Annotated in this window: 13 protein-coding genes, 1 tRNA gene and 1 riboswitch; of the genes, 1 reads left to right on the forward strand and 13 read right to left on the reverse strand. The window is 44.4% G+C overall.

Annotated features, from left to right (window positions below; translation table 11 throughout):
• Positions 1 to 405: 405 nt before the first annotated feature.
• The 9 genes from ACYQ2O_RS06665 to ACYQ2O_RS06705 form a co-directional block, all read right to left on the reverse strand.
• The gene (locus ACYQ2O_RS06665) at positions 406 to 975 is read right to left on the reverse strand and encodes an ECF transporter S component (protein WP_459796262.1); all 570 of its coding nucleotides are present in this window, start codon (positions 973 to 975) and stop codon (positions 406 to 408) included.
• On the reverse strand, positions 951 to 1,382 hold the full coding sequence (locus ACYQ2O_RS06670; RefSeq protein WP_459796263.1) for a DUF4430 domain-containing protein: 432 nt from the start codon (positions 1,380 to 1,382) through the stop codon (positions 951 to 953). The genes ACYQ2O_RS06665 and ACYQ2O_RS06670 overlap by 25 nt, the downstream gene beginning before the upstream one ends.
• Before the next feature lie 228 nt (positions 1,383 to 1,610).
• A riboswitch (adenosylcobalamin (AdoCbl) riboswitch) is annotated at positions 1,611 to 1,762 on the reverse strand.
• Positions 1,763 to 1,837: 75 nt separating this feature from the next.
• Positions 1,838 to 2,287 carry a EutP/PduV family microcompartment system protein gene (locus ACYQ2O_RS06675; RefSeq protein WP_459796264.1) on the reverse strand — a complete coding sequence of 150 codons (450 nt, stop codon included), beginning with the start codon at positions 2,285 to 2,287 and terminating at the stop codon, positions 1,838 to 1,840.
• A gap of 36 nt (positions 2,288 to 2,323) precedes the next feature.
• On the reverse strand, positions 2,324 to 3,505 hold the full coding sequence (locus tag ACYQ2O_RS06680) for a M20 family metallopeptidase (RefSeq protein WP_459796265.1): 1,182 nt from the start codon (positions 3,503 to 3,505) through the stop codon (positions 2,324 to 2,326).
• 65 nt (positions 3,506 to 3,570) lie between these two features.
• A complete protein-coding gene (locus ACYQ2O_RS06685; RefSeq protein WP_346023580.1) occupies positions 3,571 to 3,963 on the reverse strand; it encodes a Rid family detoxifying hydrolase in 393 nt (130 codons plus the stop codon).
• Positions 3,964 to 4,011: 48 nt separating this feature from the next.
• A complete protein-coding gene (locus tag ACYQ2O_RS06690) occupies positions 4,012 to 7,077 on the reverse strand; it encodes an SMC family ATPase (protein ID WP_346023579.1) in 3,066 nt (1,021 codons plus the stop codon).
• Positions 7,078 to 8,211: an exonuclease SbcCD subunit D gene (locus ACYQ2O_RS06695; protein WP_346023578.1), complete on the reverse strand. Its 1,134-nt coding sequence runs from the start codon at positions 8,209 to 8,211 to the stop codon at positions 7,078 to 7,080.
• Between the two features lie 217 nt (positions 8,212 to 8,428).
• Positions 8,429 to 8,512: transfer RNA gene (locus ACYQ2O_RS06700), tRNA-Leu, on the reverse strand.
• Between the two features lie 512 nt (positions 8,513 to 9,024).
• Complete coding sequence (locus tag ACYQ2O_RS06705; RefSeq protein WP_346023577.1) at positions 9,025 to 10,044, reverse strand: Gfo/Idh/MocA family oxidoreductase; 1,020 nt, start codon at positions 10,042 to 10,044, stop codon at positions 9,025 to 9,027.
• Positions 10,045 to 10,236: 192 nt separating this feature from the next.
• On the opposite strand from ACYQ2O_RS06705, the gene ACYQ2O_RS06710 reads away from it, so the two are divergent.
• Positions 10,237 to 11,091, forward strand: a complete 855-nt coding sequence (locus ACYQ2O_RS06710; protein WP_346023576.1) for a MurR/RpiR family transcriptional regulator — start codon at positions 10,237 to 10,239, stop codon at positions 11,089 to 11,091.
• Positions 11,092 to 12,153: 1,062 nt separating this feature from the next.
• On the opposite strand, the gene ACYQ2O_RS06715 is transcribed toward ACYQ2O_RS06710, so the two are convergent.
• The 4 genes from ACYQ2O_RS06715 to ACYQ2O_RS06730 all read right to left on the reverse strand — a co-directional run bounded on the left by ACYQ2O_RS06715 (position 12,154) and on the right by ACYQ2O_RS06730 (position 14,747).
• Positions 12,154 to 12,861, reverse strand: coding sequence for an LrgB family protein (locus ACYQ2O_RS06715; RefSeq protein ID WP_346023575.1), 708 nt, complete (start codon positions 12,859 to 12,861; stop codon positions 12,154 to 12,156).
• 1 nt (position 12,862) lies between these two features.
• Positions 12,863 to 13,252, reverse strand: coding sequence for a CidA/LrgA family protein (locus ACYQ2O_RS06720; RefSeq protein ID WP_346023574.1), 390 nt, complete (start codon positions 13,250 to 13,252; stop codon positions 12,863 to 12,865).
• Between the two features lie 152 nt (positions 13,253 to 13,404).
• The gene (locus tag ACYQ2O_RS06725; RefSeq protein WP_346023573.1) at positions 13,405 to 14,007 is read right to left on the reverse strand and encodes a TlpA family protein disulfide reductase; all 603 of its coding nucleotides are present in this window, start codon (positions 14,005 to 14,007) and stop codon (positions 13,405 to 13,407) included.
• 26 nt (positions 14,008 to 14,033) lie between these two features.
• Entirely contained in the window at positions 14,034 to 14,747 is a 714-nt protein-coding gene (locus ACYQ2O_RS06730) for a cytochrome c biogenesis CcdA family protein (protein WP_346023572.1), read from the reverse strand.
• Between the last annotated feature and the right edge of the window lie 605 nt (positions 14,748 to 15,352).

Consider the following 15,352-nt stretch of genomic DNA (forward strand, 5'->3'; position numbering starts at 1 on the left):
TTTGATTCATAAGAAGACCTCTTTTCTGGATTTGTGGTTATCTCTAGATTAAGGGTCTTCTTTCTTTTTGTCTACTTTAATTTCTTGCCCTACTATTTTACTTTCCGACAACTATTTTACACATAGTGTAAACAAAAACTAAAGTATGTGAAGAATATAATAAACTTTCGATTTTATTAATGTGAAACATGTTACAAAACATAGGCGAACAATACTTTTACTGTCCAATCATTTCCGCTGATTTTAATACACTCATCAACATGAATCGATTTTCTTACAAAATCGTTGAATAATTTATCAATAAAGAGCCTGTTCGATTTTCCATTAATAGAAATCGGACAGGCTCGGCTGTATTGTGTCATATTAATTTGTAATCAACTTTAAACTACTGTCAAAGAAACTGCCTTAGTTATTCTCATTCCCACGTTTGGATAGTTTCTTCAGCTTTAAACCTCTTTCGATAAGCGGAAATAATACTGGAGAAAGTACGAAGTAAAATGCGCCATTGCCAAATGCGTGCATGATATCCATCGGAATACCGAACGAGTAATACACCCAGAAACTTTCCAGTCCAAGCAGATATGACATGATAACTGAAATAACAAATCCATACAGCAAGCCGGTAAACGCAGTGTATATGATCATCACCCACACTGGTAGTTTCTGAAATACTGGCCTAATCAATGCGCCAGTGATCAGAATGATTATAATATATGATGCGATCTGGGCAATTGTCCAGATCCCCATCCCGAGGGTTAAGTTGGAAACCAGAATAGACAGAACAGCAACGATCATTCCATCTGTCATTCCCATCGACAAAGTCAGGATGATAAGTATGGCAGTCACCGGCTGGACATTAGGCAGAAATTGAAACATCAGACGTCCCACGTGACTAACTGCAACCATCATCGACAGTATGGCGATCCTCCTGGCGGGATGAGCGGAAGCCATTAGTCCATTCCGCCTAAGTTCCATACGACTTCATCTCCATCATCGAGATAAGTCTCTCCTGCTCCAGCCGGTGCCATTTCTCCGTTAATATCGAACAGCCACCAATGTCCTTCCTCTTCATCCTGAGATATCCCCTCAATGGATGTAATGAATCCCCCATCATCTTCAACGTCATAATGTTCATGCATCACATCCAGCAAAGTCATCCCTTCTTCAACTTCCACTTCCTGTTCCGATCCTTCTATAACGTCTCCGCCTTCCTGTAAGACGATAGACACAGTTGCAGTATCTTCAGCTGTTTCCACAGATTCTTCTGACTGGTTTTCCTCAACAGCAGCATCTTCAGTATTTTCTGTATCGTTTGTATTGCACCCTGTGATGACTAGTGTGGATAATAAAGATAATGTGAATAAATTGACTGTTTTTTTCATTTATACCTCTCCTCTACTTAATCAAAATGTAAAAAAATTGAATAATAAATCAGAGAAGTACTTCGCTGTACCGATTCTCCCCCGTTGGAGATTCTCCGTCATTAATCCTGTGATCTTTGTGAAACAATTGTCGATCTGCAGATCATGATAGAATTTTCCTTCTTCAAACACTAATAAATCGAGGTTCGTTTCTGGAGAAATAAAAAAGCCTATGAGACGGTCATAGGCCATAAAGCTTTCTGTTTTGCCTCGAAACAGAGCCCTTATATTTATAGTAAACTCTAACTAACGATCTGACTTGAACCTGAAAGGCTCTCACAGTGGCGGGACCGTACCGGATTCTCACCGGTTTCCTTAATTAGAGCGTTTTATGAATTTGTCTTCTATCACCCACATAATAACAAGAAAGCGCTTAGAAGGCAACTCTATTCTGTATTGTTATCACATAAAATGACTCAGGCGTCTGTCCTCTCTTCATCCTGTAGATAATTCACAAGCTCTTCTACTCCTTCGTTTGTATATGCCGAGACCTTAAATACCTTATCAGCTCCGGCCCTTTGTAGTCTTTCCTGTGCATCTTTCAGCTCTTTTTCTGATTCTGCCAGGTCGATTTTAGTCAATATGCCAATGACAGGCTTTGAAAAATAGGAATCGAACATGGGCGGGTAAGTTTGTTCCCTTTCAGAGACACTGGATACAAAGGCGATCACATCTGCTTCAACAGAAGTAACCTGCAAAGCGTTGTAATAACGTCGATGCTGCAGAAATTCTCCAGGAGTATCGATCATTCCCGGATCAAATTGTATGGCCTGTGTTTTACTGTAAGACAGAACTTCCCCTTTGATCCTTTGACATAAGGTTGTTTTTCCAGATTCGATCGGCCCGATCAGCATGATTTTTTTCATTATAGTCCCCTTTTCTAAACATAATGGCAGACTTTCTTAATTTCTGACAGTGTCATTAAACTCTTTTTTTACCCGATTCATTTTTTCCGGAGTTGTAATCAGATCGAGAGCAGTATGAGTCAGTCCGGCGATCGTACGGGCCATTCCCTGATACGCTTCTTCAGTCAGCGTGCAGTCTCGAAATTCGGTCGTGTGTGCTGAAACGGATTTGCCATTAGTGATTTCAAAATATGGATTGATCGCAGGAACAACCTGACTGACATTCCCCATATCCATTGACCCCATAGAATCCCGTTCTTCAGTAATCATTTGAATGCCTAGGTCTGCCATCTTTTCATTGTACAAGGAAGACAGCGTCTCATTTGTGATCATATTTTTGTAGGCTGCTTCATAGTGACCCCATTCCATTCGGCAGTCCGCAGCTAGTGCCCCGGCTTCTGCACAGCGAATGACTTTTTCACGCAGTTCATTCAAGTAAGGCATATCCATTGCTCTAACGTAAAACTCGGCTCTCGTGTAGTCCGGAATCACGTTCGCTGCCTCTCCGCCTTCTTTGATGACACCATGAACGCGTGCGCTCGGGTGAATCTGCTGGCGGAGTGAACTGACATTATTGAAGAAGTTGATGCAGGCATCAAGGGCATTTTTTCCCTCGAAAGGTGAGGCAGCTGCATGAGCGGTCTGTCCATAGAATCTGAACTCAATGGCTTCCATGGCCATGGACGTGCCACTGGCCTGATAACTGTCAGATGGGTGAGTACAGAATGCAACATCTACATCGTCAAAGGTTCCCGCATCTGCCATGGTCACTTTATCTCCGTTCGTTTCCTCTGCCGGGGTCCCCAGGACAACCACTGTCCCACCTACCTCATCAACCAGTTTGGACAAGACTAGTCCCGCCCCAGTATCGGTCGCCCCGAGCAGATTATGCCCACAACCATGTCCGATACCAGGAAGGGCATCATATTCAGACAAGTAGGCAAGGGTTGGTCCTTCTTTTTCTCCTTTATAAATCGCTCTGAAGGCTGTACCGATTCCCAGATAAGGGTATTCAACATCAAACCCATGTTCTTCAAGCAGTTCCACATGGGCCTTTGATGACAGAAACTCTTCGTGACCCAGTTCAGGATTAGCATAGATATACTCGCTCAGCTCCTGAAGTTCCGGTCTCAACTCTTTAATGATTGAATCAATTTTTTCATTGTATTGCTCACTCATCGGTTTCATCCTCTACTGTTCGTCTTTTTCAGACTAATATACTTAATATCTCTAGTAATCACAAATCAACTTTTTCCTGCAATAACGTCGATTTCAACTAATGCGCCAGCTGGAAGGGCTGCTACTTCATAAGCAACGCGTGCTGGGAAAGGCTCTTTGAAAAATTCTGCGTATACCTCGTTCATGTCCTGGAAGTTGGAAATATCGCTTAGAAGAACAGTGACTTTCAGGACATCAGAAAGCGTCAGGTTTTCTTCTGCCAGGATATACTCAATGTTTTTCAATGATTGTCTTGTCTGTTCCTTGGCTGTTTCAGCTGTGATTTTTCCTGCTTCCGCATCGATCGGCAGCTGACCCGAAACGTACACGGTATTTCCGAATACGACCGCCTGTGAGTATGGTCCGATTGCTGCTGGTGCCTTTTTAGAGTTTAAAATGTGTTTGTCTAATGTTGTCATGAGTAAGTCTCCTTTTAGTTGGTTTAATATGATAGATCTAAACTTTTACTATACTGTCTGGACACTGACCTGGCTTCCGGCAGTCGTCCGTTCGACAATAATATGAGAAGGGATTCGGGTTTTCAGTTCATCCACGTGAGAAATGATTCCCACTAGTCTGCCGCGTTCCTGCAAATCGAGCAATGTTTCGATGGCTTTGTCCAGAGAATCGGAATCCAGCGTCCCGAATCCTTCATCAATAAAGAGGGTGTCGACACTGACCCCGCCGCTCTGACTTTGGATCACGTCGCTGAGTCCCAGAGCCAGTGCAAGAGAGGCTTTAAACGATTCCCCACCGGAAAGCGTGTTGACCCCTCTCACTTTGCCTGTTTCGTAGTCGAACACGTCCATATCCAGCCCTTTGGGTTTATTTCCTTTGGCCGCATCCATCTTTCTCTGCAGCTCATAGCGGTTATTGGTCATTTCGCTAAAGCGTTCGTTGGCAGCGATCAGAATTTCGTCGAAGTAAATCCCGAGGACATACCGTTCGAATGAGATCCGGTCCGTTTCATTACTTGTACCGCCTGCCATCATGGCCAGCTCACTATAGATCCGGTAGTCTTTTTCCAGTTCATCGCTCTTGCCCTGATGAATGGTAATCGTTTCGACCGCCCGCTGATTCTGATTTACTGTTTTGACCAGGTCATCTCGGCTTTCTTCCAGCTCCGGCAACCTTTCAATAATTGACTTGCACTGATCACGGTATGCCTCAACCGGCAGAAGCTTGTCTTCCTTATCTAGATGCGCCTGGACTTCTTTCATTTGAACAGTCAGGCTGTGTCTAGCTTTCTCATAATCATTGATCGCTCGCTGCATCTTGTCAGCTGTCTCGTGTTCCAGAACGAGGGACTCGAAGCTATCGTCCAGCTTACTTTCTTGAAGTCTATGTTCAAAGTGGGCCCTTGCTTCTGAATGTTTGTCAGTCAGCTTATTGATGCTTTCCTCGGTCAGTTTGATTGCCTGCTTATTAGCCGACTGTTTACTGCTTAAGTCCTGGACAAGGGACTGATTATCTGAAGCCGCCTGCTCAGTTTTTCTGATCAGCGCTTCTTTTTCTGCTATAGCCTCTTTGACTTGTTTCTCGGAGTCATAGGACACAGATGCTTTCAGTTCGCTGCATAACTCACTCAGCTCACCAATCCGCCTAGTCATATGCTGTTCGTCTGACGTCAGCTGAACGCGTACTTCTGACAGATCACGTTCTTCTTTTTGAAGAGCCTCCAGTTTTTCAGTCAGCTTGCCTTCTGCTTCCACCCGCTTTTGTTTCTGCTTCAGGTCTTGTTCCAGCTTATTCAGTTCGTCTGTCAGTTCACGACAGCTTTTCTTCGTCTGTCCAAACGCTTCATCCGCGTCCGTATGTTCAATGCCCAGTTCCTTGCACCGCTTACCGACGGCTTCAGAGAGCTGCTGCAGATGAACACCGATCCGATTATAGTGGGCTTCGGCTTCAGCTTTAACTTTCTCCAGACGGTCGACGTCGTCTTTGGATACTGAATCAACTGCTGCGTGAGCTTTTTTAGGGTGATCCGTTCCACCACAGACCGGACAAGGTTCGTTTTGTTCAAGATCTCCTGCCAGAACTACGGCGATATTGCTGTAATACGCTGCCTTTGCTTCATCCAGACTTTCTGTTGCCTGCTTGAGGTCCTTATTAGCTTTTGAAAAGACCTGCTTAACTTCAGCGCCTTCTTTTCTCAAATCGCACAGTTCCTTCAGTTTTTCAAGTCTCTGCATGGCTTCTGATTTTTTATCTTTCAGCTTACCGATTCGATCATAGCTATCTGAAAAGCTGTTTTTGATGTGTTGAAGCTCCTTCAGCTCATCTTGCTGCGACTGGACAGCCTGCTTGACTGCTTCCATCTTTTCTTTAATAGAGGCCTGTCTTAAGCGGTTTTCTTTCAGCTGTTTTTCTGCCTGACTGATTGCTTCTTCTGTCTTCTCCACTTCGGTCATGCGTTCCAGCTCTTTTTTCAGTGTCTGAATCGCTTCTCTGACACGATCCAGCTTACCCAGTTCGTCTTGAATCAGGGCCTTCTGTTTTTCCGCTTCAGCAAGAGAATCAGTCAAACTCTTCTGCTTTTCAGACAAGTCGTTCCGTTTTATCTGTTCGTCTTTTAACTCCTGGGCCAGATCCTGTTCTGTCTTTTTAGCCTCGACAAGTTTTCGTGCTTCATCGTTTTTAGCCAGCTGTTCCTTGTAATCCGCCACTACTTTTTCAGTCGCATCCAGCTCGATTTTTTCTTTATCAAGAGCTGTCTTCTTCTCAAGGTATTCAATCAGTCGCTCAGTAGCTGTCTTCTCTTCCTGAAGGCTTCCGATTGTCTCTTTAAGTTCAGTGAGGTGTTTCGAATCTGTATCAATGAGTTTAGCTGTCTCTTCCAGAACAGCTGGAATGTCGAACTGGTCAATGGCTTTTTCAAGAGTCTGATTTTCTTTGGTTTCGATCGACTGAAAAGCCAGACTGACTGCCTGAGCATAGCCGTCCCGTTCTTGTTTCAGCTCTTTAGCCTGTTCTTTGAGTTTCTCCTGAAAGGCTTCAAACTGATCCGTCTGGAAAATATTACGGAAAATCTTTTCCTTGTCCGCACTGTTCGAGTCAAGCATACGCCGGAAATCTCCCTGCGGCAGCATGACGATTTGTCTGAACTGGTCATGAGTCAGCCCCAGAAGCGCCTCGATTTCTTTGTTGGCTTCATTGATTTTAGTGGTGACCTGATCTCCATTGTGAAACGCCACGCTGGCTGGGATTTGCTTGGTTTTTGTCCGCGTTCCTGGTCCGGTCTGATTTGGCTCCCGTCTGACGGAATACTGCTTCTGCCCCAGCTCAAACTCCAGCTCTACGTAACAGAGGTCCGTGTCTTTCGCATGATCGGATTTATATGTATCTTTTTCACGGCCATCTTTTGACGGCTTGTCAAACAGGGCATAGGCAATCGCATCGAAAATCGTCGTTTTCCCTGCCCCCGTCGGTCCGCTGACCAGAAAGAGAGCAGACTGATTGAACGCCGTAAAATCAATCTCGACTTCGCCTTTGTAGGGTCCAAAGGCGCTCATTTTGAGTTTTAATGGACGCATCTACTCTCCACCTCTCTGAACGTCTTCCCAGACGCCATTGACTACTTGTTTTCGCTCGTCATCCAGCGGTTCGTCCTTGAAATTCTCGTAAAAATCACTGAAGAGTTCCAGGACATCCTTCTTGTCGGCCAGCTGATGGGTACGTGTCGTTTCTTTGGACTGCCTGTCTTTTTTGGATAAATATTCAAGCCCCATCGCATAAGGGTAGCGTCGTCTCAGCTGATGCATCGCATCCATGACATAGCCTTTATCTTCCAGCTCGAAGAAAATGTAATCTTCTGACTCATCCTGCATCAACTCGTCAAAGAAGCCTCTGATCACACGCAGGTCCCGTTTAGGATTAGTAGGAATGGTCTGCACATCGATCATGTCTTTATCCAGATCGACCAGCAGGTGCTGTTTCTTATGTCTGGCTTCTGATTTAGAATACTTCACAGGTGAGCCACTGTACCGTACCCGGTCTGATTTGACCTTCTGAGCTTTATGCAAATGGCCAAGTGCAACGTAGTCGAAGGCATCGAACAAATTGACATCAACATATTCTGCTGTCCCAATGCTTAACGGACGTTCGGAATCGGAATCTTCCACCGACTCTTTTCCCCCGTTCACTACATATCCGTGGGCAATTAGAATATTCAGCTCATCCGGGTTCATCTTCTCTTTAATCGATTCGATCTGAACGCGTGTCGCATCCTGAAGATCCTTGATCTCATCATTACCCAGCAGTTTTCGAACGGCGACATGATCCGCAAACGGCAGGAGGTAGAAATTGGCCCCCTTGACTGTGACTTTACGGATGTCTGTTTTGAGTGTGCCTTCGATAAAGAGCTCACTGGTCGAAAGCAGTTCCGCACCGTATTCCAGCCGTTCATTGCTGTCATGATTCCCCGCAATAGCCAGGACCGGTATCCCCGCTTCGCGAATCAGGCGGGTAAAAATTTCCGTAGCCAGAATAACTGCCTCTTTAGGAGGAATCGCCCGGTCATATAAGTCTCCTGCCATAATCAGGACATCGACATCCAGTTCCTTGACCTCATCGACCAGTCGGTGCAGGACCTCTGCCTGATCTTCAAGCATCGAAAACTCATTGACGATTTTTCCTATGTGCCAGTCCGCAGTATGTAAAATTCTCATGTCTTACCTCTCCTTCTTTCCGTACGTTTCACGTCTTATCTTTGACTTGTATTTTATCAGAAAACTGGCACAGACTAAATAGGACAGTCCGGCAGTCCGTTCTAAATATGTCTGCTGACAATGGATTTCCAATAAAATTGAAACAAAAAAAAAGCGCGCACCTTCTATCCTTGAGGGTACCCGTCAGTCTTTCTGAAAATCCAGTCGTATCAAATTATGGCCAGGAAGGGAGTTGAACCCTCACGAGCGTTACGCTCACCAGATTCTGAGTCTGGCGTGTCTACCATTCCACCACCTAGCCGGAACATTCATTAGTATAGCACATCGCTCAGATTCTGTTAATACTTTTTTCATACCGGGAATAAATTTTTATACAAGCTGACCCCTCTCAATACGAGCTCCTTTGAGAGCTGATTCGGGGAAGGTTTATTTACAGCTGTATGTTATTTAGGACGGCTCAGAGAAGGAAAAGAACTTCGGCTGATGAACAAGCTGACACATTGGATGACAGATAAAAGTTATCAGACAAATTCCGACTTCATAGTCGCTGTGTATAATGGCCCGCTCACTCTTCCAACAGCCCAACGTAATGAAGTCTGGGGGGAAGAGTGACCGGGAAATATTCATTGGAGGATTTGTCTTCTATACAAAAAACAGCTGGTTGTATTATTGCTTCTCATTTGTATAGTACTTAGTATCACTTATTATCTCTATCCTTCTTCTCCACTACCCACTATTTATTTCTTATTTTATCTTCGCTGGTTCGTACTTTCTGTATCAGAATCATAAGAACTGAGAAAACTTCCTTTCAGACTACTTTTTCATCTGTCTGATGCCTTCTTCAAGAATCTCAATCTGACGAATGGTTTCATGATCCTTAACCAGCTTCTCTTTTCCATTTACAAGTGTTTCGTAGAGCGCTTCGTAGAAATAGCTGTAGCTCCCTTTTTCCGAGACGACTTTTTCCTCATGATACTGGCCATCTCCAGACATATAATATAGCGTGCCGTAATGTTCCGGCAGATCCAGGCCAAAATCCTCGTTTGTCGGCATATAAAACAGCTTCAGATGTTCTTCCTGACGGTCTTTTGATTCCTTGATGAATGTTCCTTTTGTGCCATAGACCACGAAACTTGGGCGTTCTTTCAGACGGAAGTAGCTCGACTTGACGGATACTTTAAGGTTGTCGTCATAAAAGAAATCCAGGTCGAAATAATCGTTCATTCGTCCTTCTCCCAGAAGCTGACGGACATCATATTGAATATCCTGAGGATTTCCAAAGTAAGACAGAACCTGATCGACGGTATGGCAGGCATGGGTATACAGGAAACTTTCCATGGGATCGAAGTGGTCAGTCTGCTCAGGCACTTCAGGACGGAAATAATCGAAATGCATCTCCACTTCCAGAACATCTCCAATTTTTCCGCTTTCGATTACTTTCTGGACAGTCAGAAAATCCGAGTCGAAACGGCGGTTCTGATAGCATTGGATAAACAAGCCATTCTCTTCTGCCAGAGCAAACAGCTCCTTAGCCTGGTCAGATGTTTCGGTAAAAGGTTTCTCGACCAGTACGTTCTTCCCGTTTTCCAGCCCCTCTTTAGCCAGAGGGTAATGGGTATGCGGCGGAGTCGACAGAACCACTAGGTCGATATCCGGATCATTCCAGATCTCTTCACTCTCCTTAACGTAAGTCACCCCTTCGACAGCGTCCCAGTCAGGCCTATCCCCTCTCGAGAGAATTTTCTTTATCTTAATCGTGTCGACCAGACTTGAAAAAGGGATATGATAGCGGTTCGCACTCTTCCCGTTTCCGATGTAGGCAATAGTTAACATATGCTTCCTCCTAATGTGTTGTCATCTCACTTACTATTTAATCACGTTGGCTTCCTTCTGTAAATTGACTTAGTTAAATGGGCAGTTTTTTCAGAAAAGTCTGTTAGAATTGGTTGTTTACTGAAATAAATTACCCAAAAACTGGTTAGATTGCTGTCTTTTATGTACACTTAGTTTTAGGAGGTGGATCGCATGTCATTATTAACAGATCTGAAACACGACGAACAGTTCAATGCATCGGAAAAAGCAGTCGCTCGGTACATAATTACCAACAAGGAGGATGTTTTGAATTTATCGATCCAGGCTCTTTCGGAACTGACTTATACCTCACCTTCAACTGTGGTCAGACTCTGCCGGAAAATCGGTCTGAGAGGCTTCAAGGATTTCAAAATCAAGTGGTCTGCTGAGCTGCAGAAGGAATACAATGCCATATCGAATGTGGACCCTGATTTTCCTTTTACCGATGACGATTCATACGGAGAGATTCAGAAGAAAATCCTCGAGCTGTTCACTGACTCTCTTAATCAGACGAGTCAGCTACTCTCACCTGATAAACTTGAACAGGCTGTGGAACTTCTGCTTCAAGCTGATAAAATCGGGGTATTTGCTTACGGCGATACCTATCTGCCTGCCTTGAATTTCCAGAATAAGCTGATGAAAATCAACCGTTCTGTTCACATGGCCGCTTTGCCTGGAGAAAACCGCCACCTCGCAACAAATTTCAAGCAAGGTGACTGCGCCATCGTGATTTCCTATAGTGGAGAAAGTAAGAATAACTATTACATCACCCAACTGCTCAAGCAGAACGGAGCGACGATTATTGTGATAACGGGTAGTCCGTCTTCACATATCGCATCACTCGGGGACTTGATTCTTCCAGTGGCTGAAAGCGAAAGCCAGTCAGTCAAGCTCTCGACTTTCTCGTCACAGACAGCGATTGATTATGTGCTGAACACCTTGTACGGCTGTCTGTTCGTGTCAAATTACGACAAGAACCAGTCCAAGCGCATCTCATCCGAGACCCTGTTTCTGGATGAGCGGTTTTAATTTTGCTGTAATTTACTAATTGATTCTTATCAGGAGCATATCTAGATCACTTGAACGGATCACAACTGCTCAGGAACGAATGGTCGTGAAGACGAGAAAAAGTGACCACTTGAAAGAGTCGGAATAAATCAAAAGCAGTTGAGCGGATAATTAAATCTAGCGCTCAACTGCTCTTTTTCAATGATGAAGCTTCCGACAGTCGGCGGAAGCCGCCGAATGACCGGTTACTGACTAACCCTTTTGCTCCGCCGCGTAGTAAGATATCACTCAGTTAGCGGATCAAACGGAAAGTTGATTTGTCTTGAATATCTCTTGACCACCAACTGAGTTGGACGCTCACGGAGTCTTTCCGACCACTCGGCTGTCCTTCAACACCTGAGTTGGACGCTCACGGAATCTTTCTGACCACTCGGCTGTCCTTCGACACCTAAGTTGGGCGCTCACAGAGTCTTTCCGACCACTCGACTGTCCTTCGACAACTGAGTTGGGCGCTCTCGGAGTCTTTCTGCCCACTCGGCTGTCCCTCAACACCTGAGTTGGACGCTCACAGGATCTTTCGGCCCACTCGACTGTCCCTCGACACCTGAGTTGGACGCTCACGGAGTCTTTCTGACCACTCGACTGTCCTTCAACAACTGAGTTGGGCGCTCACGGAATCTTTCTGACCACTCGACTGTTCTTCAACACCTGAGTTGGACGCTCCCGGAATCTTTCTGACCACTCGACTGTTCTTCAACACCTGAGTTGGACGCTCACGGAATCTTTCTGACCACTCGACTATCCTTCAACACCTGAGTTGGGCGCTCACGGAATCTTTCCGACCACTCGACTGTCCTTAAACACCTGAGTTGGACGCTCACGGAGTCTTTCCGACCACTCGACTGTCCTTCGACAACTGAGTTGGGCGCTCACGGAATCTTTCTGACCACTCGACTGTCCCTCAACACCTGAGTTGGACGCTCACGGAATCTTTCATCCCACTCATTTATTTCAATCTTCTCGAGCTAGTACTAGTATTGCGTGACTTCTGATTATCCATGCTGCCTTTGTACTCTTCAAAGACTAAAACAAAACGCCCACAAATCCCATAACGAATGGGGCCAAAATAACCACGACGATACCAGTCAAGACGATGGACAGTCCAGACATAGCGGCCTGCACATCGCCTAATTCGATAGCTTTAGCCGTACCCATCGCATGCGAGCCTGATCCCAGAGCTACTCCTTGAGCAACCGGGTCGTTTATCTTCAATAAGGCGAAGATCGGAGGGCCGACAACCGTTCCGAGCACTCCTGTGAATACGACGATGGCTACTGTTAACGAAACGATGCCGCCAAGTGATTCAGACACACCCAATGCAATCGGCGTTGTGATTGATTTCGGAAACAGGGTCGCCACCAGTTCTTGATTGAACTGAAACAGGATACTGACAATAACCAAGATAGCCGTGTGAAACAATACACCAAGAGCGATTCCGGATAAAATTGCTGTGTAGTAGGTCTTCAAATAGATAAAGTTCTTTTCTAGCTTAATAGCCAATGCGACGGTAGCCGGTGTGATCCACAAATTAATGAATTGACCGCCTTCATTGTATTGCTCATAAGGAATTCCAGTCACAAGCAAGAGAATAATGATGCAGGTGATGGAAAAAATCAGCGGATTAAATAATGGGTTTCCAGGCCATCTTCTATGAAATATCGTCCCTAGAAGGAAAAAGAAAAAGGTCAGAAATAATCCAAAAAACGGGTTGGTCGATAAAATATCCATCATATCAAATCAGCTCCTTATTGAATCCGGCTTGCTGTTCAGTTTTCTCATCTTTTCTCCGCTTAAGCCACTGAACGACTAGTGCTACAAATGCAATCATCAGCGTTGTCGTGATAAAAATTGTTACCAGGAGCTGCCACCAGATGTCCCCTAGTATACCGAAATTCGTCATCAGTCCAACTCCTGCAGGCACGAAAAAAATCGCCATATTGTCAGTCACCCAGTTGCCGACTTCTTCAACTTGTTTCAACTTGATCCATTTGAAATGAAGCGCAATAAATAACAGGACCATTCCAATCACGCTTCCAGGAATAGCCACTGGGCTAACTAACGACAAAAATTCTCCTATAAATGAAAATAAAAAAATCCAGAAAAGCTGTTTTAACTGTCTCACCTATACTCCTCCTCAAGCTTCTTCTGCTTTATTTTATAGCAAAACCCCTACTTTGAAAAGGAATGACAACACATTTGTTCAACATTTAACATATTGGACATACTTATATCTGAAATATTCAGGCCACCCTTACCTTACGCGATAAATAGCTGCTAATCGATCAAATCGAACCTCGCTTGAAGGATGTCTTCAGTTACAGGTCCCACGACTCTTTCATAGACAGTCCCGTCTGTGCCGATAAAGTAGGAAGTCGGAAGTGATTCGACCATATACAGATTAACGACGTCTTCCACACCATATAAGTTTGGAAACGTCAGTTCCAGCTCATCAATAAATGCTGACGCGTTGGCCGGGTTACTTTCAGAAGAGACGACATTGACACCAAGCACTACTACATCATCGTTTTCCTCATGGAAATTCTGAAGGTGGGGCATTTCTACACGGCACGGCGGACACCAGCTGGCCCAGAAATTCAGAAAAACTTTCTGTCCTCTAAAATCTGACAACTGTACGGTATTGCCGTCCATATCCTCTAACTGAAAATCATAGGCCGTGTTGCCGGACCTGAGACCATACTTTTCTCCAGAAGTCGATGTCACATCAATCGAATCACTATCCAGTTCTTCCAGACTGTATTGAACCTGAATGCCTGCCTGTTCTCTTACCTGCTGTTCCTGATTCAGTCCTGAGACAAAATCATAGACGACAAACATCAGAACTAATCCCAATACTGCCCATATTACTTTTTTTAACATGTTTACTCTCCTCGCTTGTGTTCGTATTATCCTAAAAGTTCAAACGGTGTCCCTTGAAGCCATTGTGCCAGCATTTCTGAGAGGGATTCAAGAGCACCAGTGAAGAGCAGGATACCCATTCCAATCATAAGTATGCCACCTATTTTCATCAGCTGACGACTGTGTTTCATTATCCGATCCATCTTTCCAATAAAAATAGAAACGAGTAGAAACGGCAATATGAAACCTACAATGTATAGGGTCAGATAGATCGCCGGTGGAGAGCCAGTTGAGATTCCGATAAGAAGGATCGAAGAAAAAATCGGTCCGATACAAGGCGTCCATCCAGCCGCAAATCCAAGTCCGATCAGAAAACTGGAGACATAGCTAGTTGATCTGTTTCCCTTCATTTTTCGTGTATCTTTAAGCAGGGCCGGGATATGAAGCCATTCAGCTGTCGCCAGCCCCATAACAATGACTAGAAGTCCAGCAATTCTCTGTAAAAAGACACTTGTTGAACCGGTCATCAATTTTGTAAACACTTCTCCAAGATAAGTGATACTCAAGCCTAAACTGACATAGACCGTCGATACACCGACTAAAAAAAACAATGAGTGGACGATTACGCTTTTCTTGAATGCCTTGGACTTATTCTCTTTGACTTCTTTTACACTCTTGCCTGTAATGTAAGATAAATAGAGCGGAAGCAGTGGGAGTGTACATGGTGAGAGGAACGACAAGGCTCCTGCGGCCAGTGCCATCAGAGCAGTTATTTCTGTTGCGATAGGCTTTTCCTCCTTTGGTACATAATTAGTCCTGTAGTGACTAGAAACACGGTCAATAAATGAACGGGTGAGAATGCAAAATTAAAGTAGATAATTGTACGGCCTCCAATAAGAATGACATGTATCAGGCCGAACAATATGAAATAGACTAACGCCCGTTTTTTTTGTTTAATGGTTTTGAATGAGAGCAGAAGGAGCGTCAAAGCAAACAGACCTACAAACCTTAAAGTGTAAGTCGATGAATACATGAAGTAGACATATAAGTGATTGACCAAACCAATACTACTGAGTAAAAGTGCAGCACTTTTAGTTTTCTCCGGCTGATCCCATAAAGAGGTCCCATACTTGATCCCTTCATATGCGCCTAATCCTAAAGTGGCCAGCCAAACGACACTTGAAGAAAATAGCAATACCCTATACGGTACTTCTAATATTTCCCTGAAATGAATCATAATATGATTATGGTGTCAAAACCCCATAATTTTAAGCACTTAATCAACTTGAAATGCTCAAAAGTATACAGTTTTAAAAAATAAAAGAGGGACTCCTCTTTATGCCATCACTTTTTCCTGATTGTGTTG

Source organism: Alkalibacterium sp. m-11, from assembly GCF_054658155.1.